20 protein-coding genes and 2 pseudogenes are annotated in these 23,829 nt (G+C 51.7%); 7 read left to right on the plus strand and 15 right to left on the minus strand.

Annotation, left to right across the window (positions count from 1 at the left end; translation table 11 throughout):
• Positions 1-116 precede the first annotated feature (116 nt).
• On the plus strand, positions 117-431 hold the full coding sequence (locus EP25_RS0118130; RefSeq protein ID WP_031435178.1) for a hypothetical protein: 315 nt from the start codon (positions 117-119) through the stop codon (positions 429-431).
• A 78-nt stretch (positions 432-509) separates the two neighbouring features.
• On the opposite strand, the gene EP25_RS0118135 is transcribed toward EP25_RS0118130, so the two are convergent.
• Positions 510-1,787 (minus strand): sulfite exporter TauE/SafE family protein, encoded by a 1,278-nt coding sequence (locus EP25_RS0118135; RefSeq protein ID WP_235185946.1) that lies wholly within the window; start codon positions 1,785-1,787, stop codon positions 510-512.
• A 230-nt stretch (positions 1,788-2,017) separates the two neighbouring features.
• Positions 2,018-2,395, minus strand: a complete 378-nt coding sequence (locus EP25_RS0118140; protein ID WP_084191089.1) for a diguanylate cyclase domain-containing protein — start codon at positions 2,393-2,395, stop codon at positions 2,018-2,020.
• 72 nt (positions 2,396-2,467) lie between these two features.
• On the opposite strand from EP25_RS0118140, the pseudogene tnpA (EP25_RS0118145) reads away from it, so the two are divergent.
• Positions 2,468-2,899, plus strand: a pseudogene (tnpA, locus tag EP25_RS0118145) (IS200/IS605 family transposase).
• Positions 2,900-2,909: 10 nt separating this feature from the next.
• On the opposite strand, the gene EP25_RS0118155 reads toward tnpA (EP25_RS0118145), so the two are convergent.
• Positions 2,910-3,686 (minus strand): ABC transporter substrate-binding protein, encoded by a 777-nt coding sequence (locus EP25_RS0118155; protein WP_051906852.1) that lies wholly within the window; start codon positions 3,684-3,686, stop codon positions 2,910-2,912.
• 65 nt (positions 3,687-3,751) lie between these two features.
• Between EP25_RS0118155 and tnpA (EP25_RS0118160) the strand changes: the two are divergent.
• A pseudogene (tnpA, locus tag EP25_RS0118160) lies at positions 3,752-4,183 on the plus strand (IS200/IS605 family transposase).
• 41 nt (positions 4,184-4,224) lie between these two features.
• Here tnpA (EP25_RS0118160) and EP25_RS0118170 read toward each other — a convergent pair.
• From EP25_RS0118170 to EP25_RS0118185, 4 genes are all read right to left on the minus strand, one after another.
• On the minus strand, positions 4,225-4,611 hold the full coding sequence (locus tag EP25_RS0118170) for an ABC transporter substrate-binding protein (protein WP_084191090.1): 387 nt from the start codon (positions 4,609-4,611) through the stop codon (positions 4,225-4,227).
• A gap of 173 nt (positions 4,612-4,784) precedes the next feature.
• A complete protein-coding gene (locus tag EP25_RS0118175; protein ID WP_031433923.1) occupies positions 4,785-6,098 on the minus strand; it encodes an IS1380 family transposase in 1,314 nt (437 codons plus the stop codon).
• Between the two features lie 72 nt (positions 6,099-6,170).
• Positions 6,171-6,401 carry an ABC transporter substrate-binding protein gene (locus EP25_RS0118180; protein WP_235185947.1) on the minus strand — a complete coding sequence of 77 codons (231 nt, stop codon included), beginning with the start codon at positions 6,399-6,401 and terminating at the stop codon, positions 6,171-6,173.
• Between the two features lie 317 nt (positions 6,402-6,718).
• Entirely contained in the window at positions 6,719-8,989 is a 2,271-nt protein-coding gene (locus EP25_RS0118185; RefSeq protein WP_051906855.1) for a copper-transporting P-type ATPase, read from the minus strand.
• A 225-nt stretch (positions 8,990-9,214) separates the two neighbouring features.
• On the opposite strand from EP25_RS0118185, the gene EP25_RS0118190 reads away from it, so the two are divergent.
• The 3 genes from EP25_RS0118190 to EP25_RS0118200 all read left to right on the plus strand — a co-directional run bounded on the left by EP25_RS0118190 (position 9,215) and on the right by EP25_RS0118200 (position 11,885).
• Positions 9,215-10,687: a lipase maturation factor family protein gene (locus EP25_RS0118190; protein ID WP_051906857.1), complete on the plus strand. Its 1,473-nt coding sequence runs from the start codon at positions 9,215-9,217 to the stop codon at positions 10,685-10,687.
• A complete protein-coding gene (locus EP25_RS0118195; RefSeq protein WP_051906859.1) occupies positions 10,684-11,169 on the plus strand; it encodes an MOSC domain-containing protein in 486 nt (161 codons plus the stop codon). The genes EP25_RS0118190 and EP25_RS0118195 overlap by 4 nt, the downstream gene beginning before the upstream one ends.
• Positions 11,170-11,300: 131 nt before the next feature.
• Positions 11,301-11,885 carry a hypothetical protein gene (locus tag EP25_RS0118200; RefSeq protein ID WP_031435187.1) on the plus strand — a complete coding sequence of 195 codons (585 nt, stop codon included), beginning with the start codon at positions 11,301-11,303 and terminating at the stop codon, positions 11,883-11,885.
• Between the two features lie 72 nt (positions 11,886-11,957).
• Here EP25_RS0118200 and EP25_RS0118205 read toward each other — a convergent pair whose 3' ends face one another.
• The 3 genes from EP25_RS0118205 to EP25_RS0118215 all read right to left on the minus strand — a co-directional run bounded on the left by EP25_RS0118205 (position 11,958) and on the right by EP25_RS0118215 (position 14,866).
• A complete protein-coding gene (locus tag EP25_RS0118205; RefSeq protein ID WP_051906861.1) occupies positions 11,958-12,302 on the minus strand; it encodes a hypothetical protein in 345 nt (114 codons plus the stop codon).
• A 4-nt stretch (positions 12,303-12,306) separates the two neighbouring features.
• On the minus strand, positions 12,307-13,584 hold the full coding sequence (locus EP25_RS0118210) for an ammonium transporter (protein WP_051906864.1): 1,278 nt from the start codon (positions 13,582-13,584) through the stop codon (positions 12,307-12,309).
• A 106-nt stretch (positions 13,585-13,690) separates the two neighbouring features.
• Positions 13,691-14,866: a porin gene (locus EP25_RS0118215; RefSeq protein ID WP_031435190.1), complete on the minus strand. Its 1,176-nt coding sequence runs from the start codon at positions 14,864-14,866 to the stop codon at positions 13,691-13,693.
• Between the two features lie 483 nt (positions 14,867-15,349).
• Between EP25_RS0118215 and EP25_RS0118220 the strand changes: the two genes are divergently transcribed.
• Positions 15,350-16,111, plus strand: a complete 762-nt coding sequence (locus tag EP25_RS0118220; protein ID WP_235185948.1) for a Mut7-C RNAse domain-containing protein — start codon at positions 15,350-15,352, stop codon at positions 16,109-16,111.
• A 190-nt stretch (positions 16,112-16,301) separates the two neighbouring features.
• Here EP25_RS0118220 and EP25_RS0118225 read toward each other — a convergent pair whose 3' ends face one another.
• The 5 genes from EP25_RS0118225 to EP25_RS0118245 form a co-directional block, all read right to left on the minus strand.
• Positions 16,302-16,631, minus strand: coding sequence for a hypothetical protein (locus tag EP25_RS0118225; RefSeq protein ID WP_031435192.1), 330 nt, complete (start codon positions 16,629-16,631; stop codon positions 16,302-16,304).
• A 147-nt stretch (positions 16,632-16,778) separates the two neighbouring features.
• Positions 16,779-19,724 (minus strand): DUF748 domain-containing protein, encoded by a 2,946-nt coding sequence (locus tag EP25_RS0118230; RefSeq protein WP_051906866.1) that lies wholly within the window; start codon positions 19,722-19,724, stop codon positions 16,779-16,781.
• A gap of 284 nt (positions 19,725-20,008) precedes the next feature.
• Positions 20,009-21,112 carry a GNAT family N-acetyltransferase/peptidase C39 family protein gene (locus EP25_RS0118235; RefSeq protein ID WP_036300752.1) on the minus strand — a complete coding sequence of 368 codons (1,104 nt, stop codon included), beginning with the start codon at positions 21,110-21,112 and terminating at the stop codon, positions 20,009-20,011.
• Positions 21,105-22,178 (minus strand): DUF2817 domain-containing protein, encoded by a 1,074-nt coding sequence (locus tag EP25_RS0118240; RefSeq protein ID WP_031435195.1) that lies wholly within the window; start codon positions 22,176-22,178, stop codon positions 21,105-21,107. The genes EP25_RS0118235 and EP25_RS0118240 overlap by 8 nt, the downstream gene beginning before the upstream one ends.
• Before the next feature lie 5 nt (positions 22,179-22,183).
• Positions 22,184-23,659: a RimK family protein gene (locus EP25_RS0118245; protein ID WP_031435196.1), complete on the minus strand. Its 1,476-nt coding sequence runs from the start codon at positions 23,657-23,659 to the stop codon at positions 22,184-22,186.
• Positions 23,660-23,829: the final 170 nt, after the last annotated feature.

The raw sequence follows: 23,829 nt of genomic DNA on the forward strand, positions 1-23,829 counted from the left end.
GTTGGTTTGTAAACAATAGTCATTCGCCGAAGCAGCGCAAAAATAAAGAACTCAAGGATGGTATGACAAATGCATTGGGCTGGTTGTTTTTCCATTCTTTTTGTAAGGAATTTATTATGTTAGAAGTCGCCGAATTGTTTTTAGTCATGATCATCGTGGCCGCTACCGCTTTTTTTCCATTGGGCTATTCCATTTTTAACGAGACGGTTAACAAGGAAGTACCGCAAATCGTCAGGGCCGAGGAAAGTATACAGCAGAGCAAACGAAGCGAAATACCCGAAGATTCCACCTTGAGACGCCATTTTCTAACGCAATTGCGCGCCGAGGTCGAGGCGGAGTTCGCTCCCCGGCCAACCGATTCCACCTTAAAGCGTCATCATGACGCGTTAATTGCCGCGGAGTTGGAAAAACGGTTGGAGGAGTTGGCCTAGGCGATGCGCTGGATCAGCTCAAATACCGTCAGGTAAAGTTGTGTACGCCCCCTGTTCAGTCGCTTCAGTGCGGCTGAACTAGGCTTGCGTGATATTTTTCAGGAACTTATCCCACCATTGCCTGAATTCGCGAATGAGACGTTCGTACTCGCTTTCTCCATCGGACTTGGTGGAGGCAGTCTCGTTTGTATCGCTGACGGGAGCTTGCGTTTCGTCGACGATGATGAAACTGCCGGGGATCATACCCATCCAGCAACTCCAGGAGACCACGCCGGTTTCACTGGGGGTAAACTCGATGACTTGCTCGCCCGGCCGGACCTCGATTCTTAGGTCATAATCTGGGACGACAATGACTTTATTGCATTGATTGAGCTCCTTACCGCTGATCACCCATTTTACCGGGATGCCGTTGCGAAGCGTGAACTGGTTGGGCGTAAACCCGTTTCCATCGACGTCCATGCGGATGATTTGTTCCGACTCGCAATAAGGCGTTTCCGCGTTAGCGGGGGATAGGTGTTGTGAAAATCGCGCGAGCAGGGTATTGAAGTCCATGCTGGTACCCGTTACCGCCAAGCCCCGATTGAGCATGATGGCGCCCAACGCCATCACGATGATGCCCGAGGCTTTCAGTAATTTAGGCGTCAGGCTGTTGGACAGCAAGCTGGTCATGAAACCGAAACCCAGCAGTAACGGCAGAGTGCCAATGCCGAAAAAAAACAAAATGGCGGCCCCCTCATACCAACTGCCGGTACCGGCGGCCATGACATACATGGCTTGTAAGGGGCCGCATATAATCATCAGCCCGTTCAATAAGCCGATTATGAAGGGGTTACTATGTTTGCGGTATTCCTTGCCGATAAAACGCATGACAAATGCCGGCGTTTTGAATTGAAAATGATGCAAGGCCGGAAACACTTCCAGCATGTGCAGGCCGAACAATAATAGAAAAACGCCGGCGGCGATACCGACCGCGCCCTGGGTATAAGGCGTAAAAGATACGATGGCGCCAAAAGCGCCGAACAGGGCGCCGATCGTCGAATAGGACAGGGTTTTACCGAGGCCGTAAAGCAGGTGAGCCGGATACGATTTATGTCCAGTGGCCGCGTTTTTAGCGGTATAGCCGAGGATCAACGGCCCGCACATGCCGACGCAATGAAAACTGGAGAGAAAACCGATCAGGATCAATAAACCATAACTCATGTCGCGGCTGAGGCTGGGCATGTCGGTATGGTTCATGAACCAGCTATCCAACCACAGAATACAGCCGATTCCCGCCAGAGCCAGCGAGACGGTAAATATCTTGCGGATGGCCGTCGTTAGGGGATGGGGAGAGCCGGTTTTATTGTGTTCGTTCATGACGATGATAGTGTTTTGTCATTGAGGCGTAGGCTTTGGAAGGCGCCATATCTCGAGGGAGAAGCTAGGCTGCGCATGTATGGTATAGCGATAAACCTAATATGCAAAATTTTCCAGGCTTGCTTGGAAAGCATGCGGATTTATGTCGGCGGCATTAACCTCCCGAATTTATTTACCGCACCCCTTGTCACATGCTATTAACGGGAGATAGGAAGCAAAAAGGCCAGCCCTTAAAATGCGCGTTTGCCGATAGCTAGCAGTTTGTTGTCGGCCTTGGCTTGTTTTTTCTCCTCAAACATGGATGCGTCAGCCTTTGTGATGAGGTCGTCGATGCGTTCACCGTCATCCGGAAAAATGGCGACACCGATGCTTGCCGTCACGCAAAGCGTGTGGCAAGCAAATGCAATTTCGGTAGCGATGGCTTTGTGAATGTCGTGGATGGAACGTTGGGTATCCTCGATATCGTGTATGTCGGTTAGTAACACGACGAACTCGTCGCCGCCAAGGCGGGCCGCCATGTCGGATTCACGGATGACCGATGCGATGGCGTTGGCGACATGAATTAATATCGCATCGCCGGCCTTGTGACCGTAATTGTCATTAATTATCCATCATAAGGTTTAAACCACCGGCTTTAGCCGGTCAGCTTTAGCTGCGATAATTTGCCCAAGGAGGTGGCGATGGACTATAGATACGGCAGCCATACGGTTTACCAAATTGAGTATCATTTTGTTTGGGTTACGAAGTATCGTTATAAAGTGCTGAAGGATGAAATAGCCGAACGAGTGAGAGACTTGGTGCGGCAGACATGCGAAGCCTTTGAGATACGGATTATCAAAGGTGTCGTGAGCAAAGATCATGTGCACATTTTGGTGAGTGCGCCGCCGACTATGGCCCCAAGCGAAATCATGAGGCGAATCAAGGGACGAACTTCGAGCTATCTGTTCGAAGAGTTCCCGCACTTGAAAAAGCGATATTGGGGTCGACATTTTTGAGCCCGCGGTTATTTTTGCGCCACAGTGGGGCAAATGACTGATGAGATGATAAAGCAATATTTGGAGCATCACTTTGAACCTAATCCAAACGATAATTTCAAGATGGAGCCCGACTAAGACGCGTCGTTTAGTCGACGCGTATCCGGACTTTCAGTCCGTTATTGGAACCCACCCGCTTGAGCGGGTGGTTGTTTAGTTCCTTGAAGCGGTTCAAGTCGATAAAGCAAAAGGCCAGCTTTTGTCTATTTCTAAGGGCCGAATGTATTTGTTTGTTCGCATAAGGCATAAAACTGTTGCGATTCGGTATTGCCGTCAAAGGATCATAATAGGCGAGCTGTTTCACTTGTGCCTCGGCAATCCTACGTAAGGCGACTTCGTGTTTCAGGCGAGCCCAGCCACAGAGCATGCAAACCGCGACCAATAAAGCCGCTCCGCTGACGATAACGAAAAAAATGAGTATTTTTTGCAATTTTTTAATCTGGAGGGTTGGATGCGGTTGATAAATAAAGTCGTCCAACGAAAAATTCTCGCTCCCTATGCCGAGGTCGATAAACGCTTGTGCCATGCGTTCCCAGCGTTCACGGTTCATGTGTCCGATTTCGATTAAGTCGGGTTCGATTAATGGCTGCATTGCTTCGGCCTCGTACTGTAAATGTTCTCTTGATTTCGGCACCTTGTACTTAGTTTGCAACAAGTCTATCATTTCGCCGGGATGATCCAAGGCATATCGCCACCCTTTCAAACTGGCTCGCAGCATGGCTTGCACCCTTAAAGGATGTTCCTTGACTTCTTGTTCCGAGGTAAACAGGATGTCGCTATAGAAATCGATACCGTAGTCGGCCGGATTAAGCACGCTATAGTCGATGCCGCGCCGCTTTAGAATGAAGGTTTCATTATCCATCATAAGGTTTAAACCACCGGCTTTAGCCGGTCAGCTTTAGCTGCGATAATTTGCCCAAGGAGGTGGCGATGGACTATAGATACGGCAGCCATACGGTTTACCAAATTGAGTATCATTTTGTTTGGGTTACGAAGTATCGTTATAAAGTGCTGAAGGATGAAATAGCCGAACGAGTGAGAGACTTGGTGCGGCAGACATGCGAAGCCTTTGAGATACGGATTATCAAAGGTGTCGTGAGCAAAGATCATGTGCACATTTTGGTGAGTGCGCCGCCGACTATGGCCCCAAGCGAAATCATGAGGCGAATCAAGGGACGAACTTCGAGCTATCTGTTCGAAGAGTTCCCGCACTTGAAAAAGCGATATTGGGGTCGACATTTTTGAGCCCGCGGTTATTTTTGCGCCACAGTGGGGCAAATGACTGATGAGATGATAAAGCAATATTTGGAGCATCACTTTGAACCTAATCCAAACGATAATTTCAAGATGGAGCCCGACTAAGACGCGTCGTTTAGTCGACGCGTATCCGGACTTTCAGTCCGTTATTGGAACCCACCCGCTTGAGCGGGTGGTTGTTTAGTGGTGATATAGGAATTGAACGCGGAGACCTTGCCGGTAATCAGATCCTCGATGTCGAAACTGCTTGTGACAATGTCCACTTCCTGCGCCTTAATGCCGGCATTCCTTAGCATTGCGTGAAAATAAGCATCCGTCCGAGGATTCAGCAGCATGACTTTTTTGCCGATCAAGTCGCGCGGCGTTTCGATGCCGCTATTTTTTCGGGTCAGAAGCACTAGCGGCGAATGTTGAAAAATGGCGGCCAAGGCCACTACCGGTTTCCCGTGCAATCTGGCATAAAGAAGGTCGCTGTTCGATTGCGCGTACAGTGCGCGGCCACTCAGGACTTCCTCGACCGGTTTAACCCGGATATTTCATCAGTCCCTTGAAACCCTATCGAAACCCTCGTTTGTTTTAAAACATGCGATCGTAAGGAGAAATTGAGCGGTCAAAAAGGGAATTAAGCATTGATTTCCGTTTTTCAGGCGCAACTTCCCCTTACCCCATTGTTTATCAGCGTGCCGGGCACAGCACTCTGTTTGTACTAATCAGGGCACAGGCGCTGACAAACGGATTTAAACAGGGATTGAAACGGATACTGACTGCTGAACAGCAGTCGAATACGACGGGTGTTACGAATGATGACGGCACCGATTTTAAACAATTTCAGGCGAATGGTGGCGCAAGTGGCTGTCGCTAGTTCGGTGTTGTTGAGGGCGATTCGGCGAATCGCCTGGATCAGGGTATAGGCCAAGGTGGATAACAGCAAACGAAACTGATTCGGCCACCACAGGCTGCAACTGGTGCGGTCGGCAAACAGATCCAATTGTTGCTCTTTAATCCGGTTTTCCATGTCGCCTCGCGCACAGTAAACGGTTTCATAGAGTGTTTGTGCATCGCCGTCCAGATTGGTTACGACATAGCGGGGATTACTCCCTTGGCTCATGTGTTCGGCCTTAAGAATGACACGGCGTCGGCGTTTCCAGGTGCCGGCTTTATAGTGGAAATCGGTAAAGAGACGCTGTTTCTGCTGTTCGCTTTGGAACTGTTGCCGGGCTTGTTCAATCCAGGGTTGGCTTAAGCGCGTTAAGCGTTTATTTTTGGCCAACCCGACAATATAGTGAACGCGATGCCGCTCGCACCAACTCAGCATCTTATGGCGACAAAAACCGCCATCGCCGCGAAACGTGATGTCAACGTCCGGCCAAGCCTGACGCAAGCGCCTGACCAGCAACGCCAGAATCGCCCAGCTGTGCTTGGCGCCATCAATATTGCTGGGACGTAGATAACTGACCAAGCAATGATGGCCGCAAAAGACATACAACGGCAGGAAACAATAGTGCCGATAGTAGCCATGAAAAAAACGTCCGTCCTGTTCGCCATGAACCGGATCGTCGGTGGCGTCGAAGTCCAGGACCAACGATTTCGGCGGTGTCTCATACGAAGCGATAAACTGCGCCACCAGTTCCTCATGAACGCGCCACATCAAGGCGCGATCCGCCTGCTGCTCAAACCGGCACAAGGTGGATCGGCTGCCCAATGTCTGATCCTTTTCCACCGCCGTCTGAAAGGCGATATCATTTCTGAGCGTGTCATGATCATTCAAATCCTCATACCCACACGCCAAGCCATAAACCCGTTGACGGAGCAGGTTGATCACAGAGTGTTGCACGCGGTCAGGGGCTCTGGCGTCAGGAATCTGCGCCGCTATCCGTTCGGTTAATCCTAATTGCTGGTCAATCGCTCTTAACAACAGCACACCGCCATCACTGGTGATCGCTCCACCACTGAATTGGGCCTCGATTTTACGGCGTTTTAAGGGAGGAAATTCTATTTGAGCTGGAGTACAATTTGTCATGGGCAAGTTGTTGGTTAAATTCAATCTAAGTAACTGAATTTTATCAAATATCAACAAACTTGCCCGCCTCTATCATGAAATATTCGGGTTAAGGCCCGGTCTGGCTTGGTGCAGCCTAACCTCTAAACCTTCCGCGCGGTAGAAACCTTTTTCTAACGCTGCATAATAACCGGCGAATTGAAACTGATGATGCCAGCGCAGTTGCAAATCGACTGTTTGAGGCTGTGAATCGTCGGCCGGATAGACAATGCCCGGCTTCCAGACAAATAAAACCAACACCAACCAGATTAGGTATATAAGCATCTGTTTCATAAGCTGTAAACTGGGTTGAGTTGGCAATGTCCATATCCGAGGTATTGTTGTCGTGTTAAATTCGACCTTAATACAATTCGTTGCTGAAAAAATATTGTTTTGTCACATTTTGTACGATTGGTGGCGGCTAACAAATAAATCAGGAACTCTACAGCCTGTGAACAGGGTATTTTCCGCTAAGCGGAAAACTTAATTTGTCTCGATTATTTCGAAAAATTGAGGTTCTGGGTTTCTAACAACGTTCGTTAGTTTTCAGCGTGGCTTGTCCCGCTAAATACTCATAATCTTTATCAATAACGGTTGAGAGGTTAGAGCGATAGGTTGCGTAATCTCAATGCATTGGCTATGACCGACACTGAGCTAAAGCTCATCGCTGCCGCGGCAATCATCGGCGACAATAGGATGCCGAAAAACGGGTATAGAATACCAGCCGCGACCGGAACGCCGATCGCATTATAAACAAAGGCAAAAAATAGATTTTGCCGGATGTTCTTCATCGTTGCCTTGCTTAATTGCCGGGAGCGGGCGATTCCCCGCAGGTCGCCCTTAACCAGCGTGACACCGGCGCTTTCCATCGCCACGTCGGTGCCGCTGCCCATGGCGATGCCGACATGGGCCTGGGCCAGGGCAGGGGCGTCGTTGATGCCGTCTCCCGCCATGGCGACGATATGGCCATCGTTTTGTAAGCGCTTGACCACCTCCGCTTTTTGCTGCGGCAATACTTCTGCTTCGACCTGGTCGATGCCTAATTCGCCCGCGACGGCGCTGGCGGTGACTCGATTGTCTCCGGTCAACATGACCACGCTGACGCCCGATCGATGCAAATCGGCGAGGGCTTCGCGGGAGGAGGCTTTGATCGGGTCGGCCACGCCGATGATGCCTGCGGCTTGCCCATCCACGGCGATGAACATCACCGTTTGTCCTTGGCGTTGCAGCATCTCTATTTGCGGGCTCAATTCCGAGATGTCGACATTTTCTTCTGATAGCAAGCGCTCGTTACCCAGCACGACGCGGTGTTCGTCGATTTGTCCGATCACGCCTTTGCCGCTAACGGCTTCGAAGTTTTCCACCGGCAGCAAGGCTATGTTTTTCTCTTTAGCACCCTTGACGATAGCCGCGGCCAGTGGGTGTTCGCTGCCTTGTTCCAGGCTCGCGGCATAGCGCAAAATGATGTCCGCAGTGAAATTTTCCGCAGGAAGGGTCGAGAGTAGTCTGGGTTTGCCTTCCGTCAAGGTGCCGGTCTTATCGACGACGAGGGTGTCGACTTTTTCCATGATCTCCAGCATCTCGGCATTCTTGATCAAGACACCATTTTGCGCGCCCCGGCCGGTGCCGACCATGATCGACATCGGCGTGGCGAGCCCCAGGGCGCAAGGGCAGGCGATGATCAGCACGGCGACGGCATTGACGACGGCATGGGCCAGACGCGGCTCCGGGCCCCAAAACCACCAGGCAAGCAAGGTGATCGAGGCAATGAGCATGACGGCAGGCACGAAGTAGGCGGCGACGATGTCGGCCAGTTTTTGGATAGGGGCCCGGCTGCGCTGTGCTTCGCTGACCATATCGACGATTCTGGCTAGCAGCGTGTCACTGCCGACTTTCTCGGCGCGCATCAACAGTGATCCGCTATCGTTGATGGTTGCGCCGATCAATTTGTCGCCGCTGGCTTTTTCCACCGGTATCGGCTCGCCGGTAATCATGGCTTCGTCGACGCTGCTGTGCCCCTCTTGCACCACGCCATCCACCGGAATTTTTTCGCCCGGCCTGATACGCAGAATATCTCCGACTTGAACCTGCTCCAGGGGAATATCTTCTTCTTTCCCGTCGCTGACCCGTCGCGCCGTTTTCGGCGCCAGTTGCAGCAGCATCTTGATGGCCTGGCTGGTTTGGCTGCGCGCTTTCAATTCGAGAACCTGGCCCAATAACACTAATGTAGTGATGACGGCTGCCGCCTCGTAATAAACATCGACCGTGCCGTCCGCATTGCGCACCGTCGGTGGAAAGAGGTCGGCAAAAAAAGTGGCGGTGACACTATAAATCCAGGCGACTCCGATGCCCATGGCAATCAACGTGAACATGTTAAGGTTGAGATGGCGCAACGATTGCCAACCGCGTTGAAAAAATGGCCAGCCGCCCCATAGCACCACCGGTGTCGCCAAGGCGAATTCCAGCACACGGATATCCTGCGTGGAAAACCAGGGCGACAGCCAAGTTTCGACTAGTCCATGGCCCATGGCGATCACGAAGACGGGAAAAGTCAGAACCAAGCATAGCCAAAACCGTCTTTTCATGTCGCTTAATTCGCCGTTTTCCGTCTCCTCGGAGGAAACTTGCTGCGGCTCTAAAGCCATGCCGCACTTGGGGCAGTTGCCGGGCGCGTCGCGCACGATCTCGGGATGCATCGGACAGACATATTTTCGTTGTGATGACTGTTCCGTTCGATTGACCGATTCCAATGCCATTCCGCATTTGGGACAGTTGCCGGGTTCGGAGCGGCGAATTTCAGGATGCATGGGGCAGGTGAAATAGCCTGATGCCGGGGGAGGCGTCGGAACGTCGCTAGCTTTGGATTCAGTCATGGTCTGTTCCTTTTGTTGGTTCGCTTGACTGATACTAACACTTCAGTTCTTGCCTTGTGAAGATCGCGCCGAATTGGCAAGATGTGGGTTAATATCCTCCGATCCCCCATGCTTTTTTATCGGCAAGAAATTGATTACAAAATACTTTTAGCGATATGCTGCGATGAGCGTACTAACTGAACCCGGTCTGGCGATGGTGCAATGACGACTTAAGCGAGTCGAATGATGAAAATTCTTTCCAATGCGTTCTGGAACCGATACGGCCGAGATTACGGTCTCATCAATTGGCTGTTTTTGCGCGGACTGGCGGTCGTCTACTTTGCCGCGTTTGCCTCGATGGCGGTGCAAATTGACGGCTTGATCGGTGCAAATGGCATTTTGCCACTCTCCGCCAAGCTCGAGTCGATCGCACAAATCTTTCCCGAGCAGAAATTTTGGCGCATGCCGACCCTGTTCTGGTTCGATGCTTCCGATGCTATGCTCAGGTGGGCTTGTTATGCCGGCATGGCGGCCGCCGTCTTGTTATTGTGCAATCTTTCTCCGCGCCTGGCGTTGATCGCGTGCTATGTGCTGTATCTGTCGCTGGTGGCGGCCGGTCAGGACTTCATGCTGTTTCAATGGGATGCTTTTCTGCTTGAAATAGGGGCTTTGGCGCTGTTCCTGACGTGGGGTTCGGGGATCGTAATCCTGTTGTTTCGCTGGCTGCTGGCGCGCTTCATGTTCATGGGCGGCGTCGTCAAACTGGCCAGCGGCGACCCGACCTGGGCGAATTTCACCGCACTGAATTATCATTATGAAACGCAGCCGTTGCCGACGCCCGTCGCTTACTACGCCTATCATCTGCCGGCATGGTTCCATAAACTCTGTGTCGGTGGAGTATTTGTCATCGAACTGATCGTGCCGTTATTCGTTTTTCTGCCCAGGCCGTTTCGTTTGATGGCCTTCGCTTCATTCGTCTTGCTGCAGGGCTGCATACTTTTGACCGGTAATTATAATTTCTTCAATTTGTTGGTGATTCTGCTTTGTCTGTTTTTATTGGAAGATCGCGATATTTCGACGTTGTTGCCGCAACATCTCGTTTCCAGGATACAACGGCGCCAACCGTTTGCGGGAACTGTGGCCAACACCTGCGCCGGATTGTGGGGTATCCTGGTTTTATCGGTATGCGCGGGGCATATCTGGTTATATCATGCCAAATCGCCGCTAAAAGAACCCTTTAACACGCTGGTCGGAACGACGGCCATTTTATCCCTGGTCAACAATTACGGCCCGTTTGCCGTGATGACGACTCGCCGTGATGAAATTATCGTGCAAGGTTCGAATGATGGCATGCAATGGCGCGATTACCAATTCAAATACAAGCCAGGTCGGCCAAATAAGGCATTAGGCTGGAACATTCCCCACCAACCCCGGCTGGACTGGCAGATGTGGTTTGCCGCGTTGGCTCCGCCTCGGGTCGGCTCCTGGTTCGATCGTTTTCTGAAAAAATTACTGCAAGGATCGCCTCAGGTGTTGGCTTTGTTGGCGGAAAATCCCTTTCCGGAACAGCCGCCCAAATATATCCGGGCCATGCTGTATCGCTATGGATATACTTCGTTACAACAGCGTCGACTGAGCGGAAATATTTGGCAGCGCCGCTTGGAACGGATTTATTGGCCTGCTCGTAAACTGACGTCTATGCCTTTGATAAACGAATGATGTATCAGCACGATATCCACGCATTGACCGATCAATATCCGGCTCATGGAGAGTTGCTATGGATAGGGGTAAGGCCGGCGCAAAAACAAGCGGTGATTCCTGTCGAAGCAGTCATGGCCGATAGCGAACAGGGGTTGATGGGGGATCATTACTCGGGTCGTGGTAAAAAGAGGCAGGTGACATTGATGCAGTGGGAGCATTTGTCGGTACTCGAATCCTTTGTTGGAAAAACCGTCGCGCCGGATCTGTTGCGCAGGAATTTGCTGGTTCGCGGCGTCAACCTATTAGCGCTGAAGCAACGGTGTTTTCGGATAGGCGATGCCGTTTTCAAGACCACGGGACTTTGTCACCCTTGTTCCAGAATGGAGACAGTCCTCGGTCAGGGGGGGTACAATGCCATGCGCGGCCATGGAGGAATCACCGCCCAGGTCATCCAATCCGGGCGGATTTGTACAGGAGATGCCGTGATTGTCGTGGAATGAATTCATGCTTAAGAAATTTGTTTAGGGGGCAGTCAATCTCCTGCTCCGAACCCTGCTACAAATGTTTGCTCTCCCTAACAACGCCCATTATGATCCCAGCCAATTAATTTATGAATGAAGTAAGGAGGGGTATGAGCATTCAAGAGGTCAATAGGATAGTCGAAGTCGGCAAACAGTATGCCCATACTGTTCCATCACGCGGGATATTCTATTCCTGGGGCGGGGATAATCACTTGGGATTGACGCTCGGCGGACGGGACGAAGCGCTCTTCTCTCAGCGCTATAACCAGCCGGTTGGAGGAGGGTCGAATGCCGGGCCGGGTTTGTATCTTTCGACCAATTTATACGATTCCTCCGATTATTGCCCGGCCAATGGCGGCGTTCTTTTGCAGGTGGATATGCCGGATCAAATACCCTATATCGATGCGACTAACCAGCAGGTGATGAACGCATTGCGATCGGGTAACCCGCCGGTTAACGGCCCGATGCTTTACCGCAATGGCGCGGATAAGCCGCCGATACTCATGAAATTCACAAATACTTGGCTCTGCCTTAAAACCGTCCGTGGGGTCGGCTTTCGTAAGTTCGACGGTCGCGCCCATACCGTCCCCCAGATTCAGGATGCGCTGAACCAATTGCGGCGGTTGGGCCGGAATGCCGCGGTTAACGTACTCTTGGGACAGTTACGAACGGATATTCGGGGGCATATACGTTAGTTGATGCCGATAATTCGGAGGGCAAGGAGGTCATAGGTAGAGAGGCCGGAAAGCATTGGTTCCGCTGTTGTTCTAAGAACCGGCGCAAAGTTGTCTGGCTTTTTTATTGACGGGGGCCACCAGACCTTGCCGGTCGATGCGCCAACGGTAGCGAATTTGCCGGCCTTTGTTGACCAATATGGCTCTTTCCACGTCAATATAGTCTTCCTCTATGAATACCCGCCAGCCTAGGTCCCGTTGCGAATGGCGTTTGATATGGGATTTAATGGCTTCGGCGACGGTTTGTCCATTGCAGTTGGTGTTTTGAACGATTTGTTCGGCTTGTTCCGCGGTAAGTGAGGCGCTAGCGATTGCGGCCCAGAAAAAACTGGCGGCAAGTAACGAAGGCTTGAGCAATTGTTTCAAAATCGAAAGCATGGCTTTACAGGTTGTAACCTTGTTGGTCATGTTGCGCGATATCCAAACCGTTTACTTCATCCTCATCCGTGGTTCTTAAACCGACGGTTTTGTTGATTAGCTTGAATAATACATAACTGATTGCCGCGCTCCAGACTAAGACCACGCCTATCCCGAGCAGTTGGATGAGGAATTGCTGAAATATGCCGTCCTCTATCATTAAGCCGTTGCCGCCGAAAGATTCGTCGGCGAATATCGCGGTCAACAGGGCGCCAAAAATGCCGCTGACTCCATGGACAGGGAAAACGTCGAGCGCATCATCTATTTTTAGAATTTGTTTGATGAGCTGTATGGAGTAAAAGCAGGCAGTGCCAGCAATAACGCCGATCAGCAAGGCGCCGAATGGCGAAACGTAGCCGGCGCCTGCGGCGATCATGCCGAGACCCGCCACCATGCCGGTCATGGCTCCAAGGACGCTGGGCTTGCCGAAACGCAGCCAGTCCAGCAAAATCCAGGTGAGCGAAGACGACGAAGCGCAAATATGCGTCGATAACATTGCCATCCCGGCGGCGCCGTTGGCCATTAAGGCGCTACCGGCGCTAAAGCCGTGCCAACCCACCCACAAAATACCCGCGCCAATCGCCGTCATCGTCAGGTTATGGGGCATCATCAACTGTTGCGGAAAGCCTTTTCGCGGCCCCAGGATGATGGCGCCCACCAGGGCCGCGATTCCGGCGCTGCCATGGACGACTATGCCGCCGGCAAAATCCATCACGCCCAGTTCGGCCAGCCAGCCATTACCCCAAAGCCAATGACAGGTCGGTACATAGACGAGAATTTCCCACAAGGCGCAAAAAAACAGCAGCGGGAAGAACTTGCAGCGTTCCACCAGGCTACCGACAATCAAGGCGGGGGCAAAAATGGCGAACGTCATGTGATACATCGCGAAAACGGCTTCCGGCAGATTGCCGACCAGATTTTCCTCGGACATATTGCTCATGAGTATTTGGCTGGTGCCGCCCAGGTAAGGCTGCCAAGTTTCGCTGTCAGTTAATGCGAGGGAATAGCCGAGCATCGCCCAAATGACCGAAATCAAGGAGGTGACGGAAAAACACGCCATAATGACCGACAATACATTTTTGGTGCGGACTAACCCGCCGTAAAATAAGGCCAAACCCGGTAGGGTCATGAACAGCACCAGGCCCGCCGAGGTTAATATCCAAGCCGTATCGGCCGAGTTTAATTGGTCGGCGTGAGCAGGGAAGGCGAGGGTAAACAAAGGCAAAGTCAGAAGTGCTTTCATGATGGTTTATTATTATATTGAATCACTATCAATGATAATCCTTTCCGGCTTAATAAGCTATCCAAGGCGCGTAGACATCTCAGAACGCGGGATAGTGGCAAAGAAATCAAAGAGTCAGGACGATGTCCATTGAAAACAGCAATTGATCGTTTCGGGTCTGATTGTCGAAAGCATGGGTGTCGCCGTCGGCCCAGTCGTAACGGATTTCCGGCCGGATTTTTATCCAGTTGCGCGGTTCCCAGTTGATGCCGGTGGAAACGGCAAAATAGCTTGCCGAGGAGCCGGCAGTGAGGCGGCTCGCGCCATCGTCGCGGAACCATTCTGCGCGCAGGCCAAAGGAAAGAGTATCGCTGTAGTCGTAAAAAAGGTATTGATTCAGGCCATACCAATAAGCGTCATTGCCCGACATCGCCGCCTGTTCCTGGAAGCCGAAGTCGTGTTGCAGCAAGTAATGCAGTTCGTCAGTGAAATGGTGGGTAGCGACCAGACTGTACAACGTCCGGTTTTCGTTGGAGGCAGCGTCAATGTCGCCGGTAATCATGGACAAAACGAGCGAAGTGGATTCGTCGTCGTTCGACCACGAAATATTGCCGATAAAATTCCAATTGCTTAAATCTTCGCTAAAGTTGTCCCAACCGTTGACGGAGCCTATGTTAATTGAAATATTGCCGTTCAATGGATAATTGAACAAAATGCCGGTATGGCTGAAGGGTTCGCCATACTGCATGGTGTAAGCGTGGGAATAGAAGAAATTGTCCGGCGCATTGACGACTTCGTAACCGATGATGGTATAGAAATGACCGATTTTCGCGCTTAAGCCATTTCCCACGGGCGAAAAAACTTCCAGATAAATTTGCGGCAGGGCCAGATCGTAAAACCGATAATCGGCTTCGCTGATCAGGTTGTCATCCAACCCGGTTGCCTGGGTGAAACGGGCATCGGTGCCGTAGAGCAGGTCGATACGGCCACCGAATTCGATGTTATCCGACTCCATATCCACGAGTTTTTGGGCATAGAAATTGAGTTGGTTCAACTGGAGTTCGCCGTTGCGGTCATTGAACGTGACGGGGCCATTGTCGCGATGGTCGGGGTTGTCGGTGGAATAACTGAAGCCCGCGGCAATCCAGCCGCCTACGAGGATGGAGTTGCGTTGTAGAAATTCCGATTGGTTTAAATTGTGTCCACTGATCGCTTCAATAAGACCGTCTTCCGCAGCGAACGCATAGAAGGGTAAAAATGTCGCTAGTACAGAGTTAAGGAAAGCTCGTCGAATCAATTGCATTGTCTCCAGTATGGACGCAGATTCAAAGCAATTTTCATACCTTATTAAATTTTTTTTGAAGGTAAGTTTTTGATTGTTAGTGATAAAATCTTATCAAGCAAAAAAGTCTGGAATATTGCTTAGTTACCTTGTTTTCCGGTTTGGTAGCCGATGCGTGATTTCGGCCGCTTAAATGGGGATGGCTTTTTTTTACGTTCATTTACAAAGAAAACAGTTTATTTTGCACTATAAAGGTGCGTAAAAATACTATTATTGTGCTAAATATTTAAGATACTGATATTTATAAACAAATTATATGTATTTATGAACTATTTTGGTGCAACGCAAAAGATTTCTAACAGCCATGCAAATTACTTTTAAGAACAGCAACGTTTATTGGTAGCTATTCGGTATAAAAATGTTTTTTATCAGTTGCTTGCTTCAGAAGACGCCGTGAATGTGATCGGTTTGCCACGGTTCCGCCTTTAGCCGAACGAAGTCGTCTTGTATCCTCATATGTCCATCCTTTATCTACGATTCTACGAAGAACTGAACGATTTTCTTCCGCTTGCGCGACGCAGGACTCAGTTTCAATATGCGATCGAACGCAAGGCATCGGTGAAAGATGTGATCGAGGCCTTGGGAGTGCCGCATACGGAAGTGGAATTGATCCTGGTCAATGGCGAGTCGGTCGATTTCTCCCATGCCGTACAACACAATGACCGCATCAGTGTTTATCCGATATTCGAAAGCATCGACATCAGCCCGTTATTGAAGGTAAGGGAAAAACCGTTACGAAATTGCCGTTTCGTAGCGGACAGTAATTTGGGGAGGTTGGCGCGATATCTGCGTTTACTGGGCTTCGATTGCTTGTATCGCAACGATTATCAGGATGCCGAAATCGCCGAAATCGCTCATGGGCAACATCGCATTGTATTGACCAGGGACCGCATGCTGCTGCGCAGAAAAATCATCACTCACGGCTATTTCGTTCGCTCCGATCAACCGCGGCAGCAAGTCAAGGAAGTGCTGCGGCGCTTCGACTTGTATCGCTTGGTTGCGCCTCATACCCGTTGTACCCGCTGTAATGGCCCATTAGTGGCGATCCCCAAGGCGCAAATCGAAGAACGGTTGGCGCCGCTGACGCGCAAGCATTTCGATGATTTTTGGATTTGCCAGAACTGTGGGCAGATTTATTGGCAGGGCAGTCACCAGGACGACACCCAGCGGTTGCTGCAAGAATTTATGGATTCAAAAGTTTGGTGAAAAAGCAGAAATGATCGGGAATACTAAAAGTCGGCTGGAGCGATTTTTTACTTGGAGCCAATACCCCATCGAATTAAAGAATCCGATTCCAACAAAAGATTAACTGCTTTAGTTTCAGGGTATGCAATCCCCCACTGTTTAACGATAGGTGTTAAACAGTGGGGGAGAGGATGGGATCGAAAGAGGGCCGTTACAGCGTTTGCATAATAGTCATAGTCACCGACCTATCGTCGTTAAAGTCGATCGTTACTGAAACGTCACCCTCCAGCATGTCAACGTAAGTCATCAAACTGTCTTCCAACATATTGTCCAATTGAACCATTGACTCACTCGTAATGGTTGTATCCATCGCATCTTCTCTCTGTTCGAAAGTTAAATCTGCGTGGGGAGTATCGGCAACCATGCTATCGATCATCGCATAAATATCTTCGTCGACAATATCTTCCGCCGGATGATGCGCCAAAACTGAAGTGCTGAACAGGACGAATAAAATAGCAAAGAAGTTTAATAATTTTTTCATTAACCAATACCTCAAAAATTTAGTTTTTCAAATTATTATTATTTACTTATATTCTAGCTTGATACGCTTATATTGCATGTGATCAGGTTCACGCATTTTAAATCCATAGAAAAATAATGTAATTTTGTTTGTGTCCTCAAGCAGATGTCAGTTCACTGTTAAATTTAATGTCGATGTTGCTTCCTCTGCGGAATTCTTAGTATCGACACTGGCGTCCAACATGAATATTCTGTTCACGGCGATGCCTTTTGCGATCAGATACTTGGCAATCGCCTGGGCGCGGGAATTTGCCAATTGAGCCAGGCGTTCAGGATCGGGAGGAATGTCCGCTGCCAATTTGCGTTCTGCCACGGCATAAAAGTCACCCATTTTCGGGTCCAGCAAACGCGGCGTGCCGAAAAAAGAACGTTCGTTTAAGTTCGGATAATTCTTGATGAACAGATCCGCCAGCAAGCGTTGGTAATCTTCTTCGGATAGGCGAATATCCTTCGCCGCCAGATTTGTCTGGTTTTCCCGGTTCAATTCGTCGGCCCGGCGTTGTTGCAATTGAGTGCGCAACGTTTCCTGCTGCAACGATGGCCAATCTAGGCGGGAAAAGGCCGCCCCCTTGATTTCCAATTGCAATTTGGGGCGTTTCTTCAAGGCGACGGCCAGTTCATCGAGTTTATGGCGCTGATCCTCTATTAAGGTGGCTTGTCCTGCAGGAAACGCTATGTTGCTGATGTCTTTACCGCCTTCGATCAAGGAGGCGATCGCATTGAAAGGGGAAGAGACGATCTTGGTGATGACATTTACCAGCGCGTCGTCCACGATGCTGGCTACGCTGAATTTAGGGTCTTCCAGACTTCCAGTGATCGGCACATCGAGAGCGATTTTTCCGTTGCTGTCTTCCAGCAGAGCGATGGCGAGATTTAACGGCAAGGACACCGCTTTCGGATTCTCCACTTTATCGCCCAAGACCAGGTGTTCGATCAACAGCTTGTTCGAGGCGGTCAATTGCCGGTTTTGAATCTTATAACGCAAACCCAGGGTGAAATTGCCCTTCTCGATCTTGCGACCGGCGAATTGGGCCATGTAAGGGGTAATCAACGGCATGGGCATGCTGTTAAAATCCAGCGCAAATTCCGAATCTCCCTTATATGGACTGATTTGGCCTTCGATCTTGACCGGCGCCAGGTCGTCGACCTTGCCGGCCAGTTTGATTCGCGTGATGTCGTTGCGCGCCGTAGAGATGCTATCTATTGAACCTTGTAATCGGTTGAGATAGGCGGAAAAAGGCATTATCAGCGACAAATCGGCAAAATCCGATTCGCCTCCGCTGATGTCGATGCGGCCGATTTTGAATGTCGGCGCGGGTTGCCGAGGTTTCTCTGCCTCGGTTTGGGCAGCGGCTGTTTGTTCGGTTGCTGGTTTGGCGACAATCACGTCGTTAACGTTAAGGCTCTTGTCTTGTTTGATCAGAACACGGGCATAAGGCTGTTTTAGCGTAATGTTGTCGATGCTGTAGCTGTTCCCCGCGATATCGAAATTCATCTGTTGCAGGCTCAACTCCCCCCATTTCAGGAAGTCCTGGTTGGAAATCCGGTCTTTGCTGGCGAAGTCGCTGATTCGGCTATCGCCTTGCAGGGTGATGGCCAACTCCTGCTTATCTTGTTGAAGCAGGGCGATATGCGTATCGGCACTGAACAGCCCCGAGAGGATATCGAGTTTGGCGGCCTTATCGGCATAGGGTTGAAAATCTTTTAGCGCGATGGCATCGGCTTTGAACCGTAAGTCGGCTTGGAACGGCTCGAGCGAGGTTTCGCCGGTGAGCGAGATTTTGCCGCCGTCATTGACGGTCAAGGATAAATTCAGCGGCACAGTGGCGCCTGCTTCACTGCTCAGGTCTTGGCTCTTGAAGTCGATATTCGACAGAGCAATCGTGGCGGGCCTTGGTAAGGTGTTGTCGACAAAGCGCAGGGCGAAATTCTCCATGGCCAGCCGGTCGATGATGACCGACCACGGTTGCTCTTTTCCGGCAGTTGGTTTGGTTGCAGCCGTCGTCTGTTTTTGTTCGCCTCCCATTTTGAACAAGGACTGATAATTGATGCTGCCGTCGGCGTTCAGCCTGGCCTTGAAAGCGGCATCGTTGGCTGAAATGTCGGTTATCTTGACGGTTTTGTCGGCTAGGTTGGCGTTGATGCCGGAGAGTTTGAAATCCGGTATGTCGATCAAGACATCCGGCTGAGCTTTTTCCGAGATTTTTACATCGTAGATTTCGACCTGGGCATTGTCGATCAAGAGACGGGGACCGGTCGTACCGTCGCGCAAGTGGTATTCGGCCTCGATCAGCTCGCTGCCTTTCTGTATTTCGAATTGCACCGCATTTTTCAGGAAAAGTTCCCAAACTCGACGGAAACTGACCTTTTCGAGCGTTATGTTGCCGTCGGAAAATAAAGGATTTAAACCTAGCGTGCCTTGCCAAGTAAAAGAACCGCCGGAGGCGAACATCAGCGAGAATCCCAACTGCGATTGCCCATCAAGTCGGGTAGTCAAGTTGTGCAACGTCAGGTCCAGCGGGTAAATATCCTCCCGTTGCGATTGCGGATAAAAATTATCCTCCCAGGTCAATTTGCCTTGTGCAATCGTTACCTGTTCAAGGGTGACCGGAAACATTTCGCCATTGTTCGATTGATTTTCTTCATCCGGGCTCTGCTTTTGGTTAAGCAGGTCGGAAAAATTGAAGTCGCCTTTGCGGTCGCGTTCGACAAAAACATAAGGTTGGCTCAGTTTGATTTGATCGAAGGTCAGGGTCAGGTCGATGATCGATCGCCACATGTTTAGGTTGACATAAAATTGCCCGAAACTGGCGAAAGGACTTTCATCTCGACTGGTGAGGGTAAATCCATCGACGGAAAATTCCAACGAGAACGGATTGAAGTGGATGTCGTCGACCGACGCTGAACGGTGCAGTTTTTCCTGCGCCAATTTGGGAATTTGATGGGAGAGAACGGCGGGAAACACGAGGAAGCCGGCCAGCGCATAAAGCAGTATTACGCCGGTCAACGATAACAAGACTATTTTATTTCTCGACGATAAAGTCAGTTTTCCCATGATTCACTCTCGCGATAGGAGTGTAACGGCGTCATTAAACCTATTGTTCGATTGTCTTTCCCCAATGTTCTTAACACGAACGACTAGGGATTGCCAAACGATAACATAATTCCAGCAATTCCCAATTAGGATAACAGAGAGGGCTTGGGGGTGTTTGGCGAGGATGTCGGCGGCAGGGATGCCGCCGTCAAGACCCCAAGGACGGGTTCACGGCGTTCCTCGACAGACACGCCTCAGGCCCTAAACACCGCTAAAATGCTCAAGCTGAGAATTGCTGGCATAATTCATTGAGTGGAAAGAACCAGGGCGGTTTGCAACTGGCTACGGCCGAAGCGTGCCATCGCCGGAAAATCCCTTTTCGGCACCGGCACATAGATATTGTCGGTCATGCTCGAATGCTGCCCTTCCTCCATGTCGGGATCATGGATATAGACGAAATGCGCATCGTGCGCCGTGATCACGACCCAATGCGGCGCCTTGTTGCGGTTGATGCGATAGGTACTGATCAGAACCAGCGGAATGCGGCCGGCGTCGAGGTGCTCGCACAGTTCGTCCAGCGAGACCCGGCGGTAATGGATCCGGACGGACGTCTTGCGCAATTGGCGCATGAAGTCTGCCTGCACCAGCGCAATAATTTGGCGTTTCTCCGGGCTGCGCACGCTGTCGATAAACAAAACATCCTCTTCGCTCAGAAACATTTCCACCGCGAAACCGCGCCGGTAAGCCGCCAGCGCCAGGCCGTGCGGGCCGCAGCCGCCGTGCCCGGAGGTCATGAAAATCGTGGTCGATTCGCGCCACAATTGCAGCTCCAGTTCCTGGCTTTGTTCCAGTTCCGGATTTAAGGCGTTCATCGCCATCAACAACGATGCAGGGCCGCAGGTGAATTCGGTGGTTTGCCGGTAAAACGGTACTTCCAGGCGGGTGACCGGTTGCGGGTAAATGATGCGTTTCTCAAAGCACAACGCCTCGCTATGGTCTTCGTAATAATCCAGCTTGCGGTCGAATTGGCGATAACCCAGGCGCCGGTATAAGGCGATGGCGCGTTCGTTGTCCGGGCGTACTTCCAGGCGCAGATAGACGCAATCGTGCTGTCGGGCGCAATTTTCCAATGCGCCGAGCAGGCTCGCAGCCAGGCCGCTGCCGCGGTGTTCGGGCAGTATCGCCAGCGAATAGAGCCGGGCCAGCGAGGTGCCGCGGCGATACAGCAACAAACCGTAGCCGGCCATGATTCCTTCCGCCTCGACGACGATGAGTTCGGCATGGGCCTTTTCCAGCATCCATTGAAAATTGCGTTGCGTCAGTCGGTCTTCGCTGAAGCAACGGTTTTCGATCGCGACCAGCGCGGGAATGTCGGTTTTGTTGGCCTGGCGAAAGCGCGGTTCAATCATTTGCCAGCCCTTGCATGGCCTGTTCGATGACCTGGGCGCAGCGGAACAGCACCATTTCCTGCCAGTCCCGCTTGGCCGGATAAAAATAGTCGCGCAGGCGTTGCCGCGCCGCGTTTTGTTCGTCCTGCCCGACGTTTTTGTGCCAGCAAACATTTTCCTGTTGTAACGCGGCAAACATTTCAGCGACGCTGTAGGTGCCGAATTCCAGGGTGACATAACATCCCCGATCGCCGATCGCCGGATACCAGGCATAGTCGAGCAAGCCGTACTTGGGGACGGACGTGGAGGTGCCGCGAGCCGGTTCGGTCACACTGTCGCCGAACCAGCGTTTCGCCAGTCTGGTGCTGTTCGATGCCGGCGGATGGTCGCAGATGATTTCGCCGTAGCCGTAGGGACCCAGCCCGGAATGAATGTCGATCACCGTCAGGCGCCGCCTTTCGGCCAGGCGATAGTCGGCGATGATCGTTTCGATGACGCGGCGCGACCAACTGGGGCGCTCGCCGCCATAAAACAGGCCGTCGGCGAACTGGTATTGGCCGCCGCTGATGGCTTGTTCCAATGCGCTTTGTCCGTGTTGCCGGCGGTAAGTTTCCAATATCTGTTTGCCGCTGGCGGCCGCGCCTGGGCTTTCGGGCAACAGCGCGTCCGCCAGTTGCCGGTAACCGCGGTTGTCGGGAGGCTGGCCGAAATCGACGAAGTTGCGGTTCAAGTCGACATTGTCTTCGTTGACCCGGCGGCAATGGGCAAAACCGAACGGATTCAACGCATGGATCAAGAGAACGGCGCTGTCCGGTTGAACCAGGCTTTCATGGCGCAGCCATTGCGCCTGGGCCGCCGCACCGCAAAAGCCTTCCACGCCATGCGTGGCGCTGATTACGACCAATACGTTGGCTGCCTGTTCCGGACCCAGCCAATAGGCATCGGTGGCCAGAGGCAGGCGCTCGCTGCTCAATGGATGGTTGAAGGTGCGCAGTTTGCCCTCGGGGTGTTTGCAGGCGTGGCGGAATTTCTCCCGGGCGTGGCGGTAATCGGTGGCGAAGCAATCCAGGTCGAAGGCGTAGGGCATGGTTGTCAACGGTAATCGTTATGCAGGCGTTCCAGGCGCCGCAGAAACTCGGCCATCACGGTGCGGTATAGGTCCTCCCCCAGCCAGGCGTCCTCGATGCCGCTGTCGATGCTGGGGTTGTCATTGATTTCGATGATGACGTTGCGGTCGGGCAGTTGCTTCATGTCGACGCCGTATAGCCCGTCGCCGATCAGCTTGACCGCGCGGCTGGCGGTTTTGATGACGTCTTTGGGTACCTGATGGACCGGCAACGTGGTGAAGCCGCCGCTTTTGGTCTTGCCGTCGCTGCCGTGGTTATAGATCTGCCAATGGCCGCGGGCCATGAAATATTGGCAGGCGTAGATCGGTTTGTTGTTGAGAAAGCCGATGCGCCAGTCGTAATCGGTCACGACATATTCCTGGCACAACAAAATAGCCGAATCCTGGAACAAGGAACGGCACTGCTTTTCCAGTTCGGCGCGGTTTTGCACCTTGACCACGCCGCGGGAAAAGGAACCGTCCGGTATCTTCAGCACCGCCGGGTAGCCGAATTCCTGTTCCAGTTCCTCGTAATCGAGCGGTTTGTCCCGCATCAGCAGGCGAGTCCTGGGCGTGGCGATCTTGTGCGCGGCCAGCAGATCGGCCAGGAACACCTTGTTGGTGCATTTCAGAATCGAATCCGGGTCGTCCAGTACCACCATGCCTTCGCTTTCGGCGCGCTTGGCAAAACGGTAGGTGTGGTGGTCGATCGCCGTCGTCTCGCGTATGAACAATGCATCGTATTCCAACAGGCGGGCATAGTCGTGCGGACCTATGACCTCGACATCGAGGCCCAGCTCGTTGCCGGCGCGAATGAAATGCTTGATGGCTTTTTTATCGCTGGGCGGAAACGCTTCTTTGGCATTGCACAGTATCGCCAGATCGAAGCGGAAGCGTTTGCGGGGACGTGGTTTGCGCCAGATTTTGCGGCTGTAGCCATCGATGGCGTTGGCGAACAGGGTTTGCTCTTCGTCGTTCAATTCGGTCAATTTGCCGGGGTTGATGGCATCGATTTGCCAATGCCGTTCGCGGCGACTGAAATCGACCAGCAGGATCGGGCAGGGGTACAGCTCGAACAACCGTCGGCCCAGTTTTTCCAGGCTGGCCTGCGAGGACTGGCCGAAAAAGAACTTGACCCGCAGATGGCGCGCGTCGCCGATGTCGCACTTTTCCAGATAGCGGTTCAGGTCGTTATCGTACAAGCGATAATAACGGTGGTTGGCCAGGTCATTGATGCTGCGTATCGACGGTATCACGCGTTGGCCGCGTGCTTCCGCCAATAACGAGCAATAATAACCGGTACTGAGGTAGTCGTAATCGCCGCACAGGTTGATGACGCGGGTCTTGCTCTCGGGACCGGTCACCGGGGCCGACAGGTAGTCCTCGACACTGATGAGCTCGTTACTCGGATAATAGGGCCGCCAGTCATCCAAATGATCGACGACAATATGAAGGGTTTGCATGGTGTTACCTGATGAGTCTATGCAATGCGACGCTAAAGGGGAGGCAGTCATAATTAACGCGATAATAAGCTTAATCCGGCAAATTACAATAGCTAGCCGAAAATTTAGTCAGCGGCAAAAAGCGCATAAATTGATCTCCCGATGGCGGATTTTCGGGGGCGGTGCGAAAG

The organism is Methylomarinum vadi (assembly GCF_000733935.1).
In the GTDB taxonomy this organism is placed as follows: domain Bacteria; phylum Pseudomonadota; class Gammaproteobacteria; order Methylococcales; family Methylomonadaceae; genus Methylomarinum; species Methylomarinum vadi.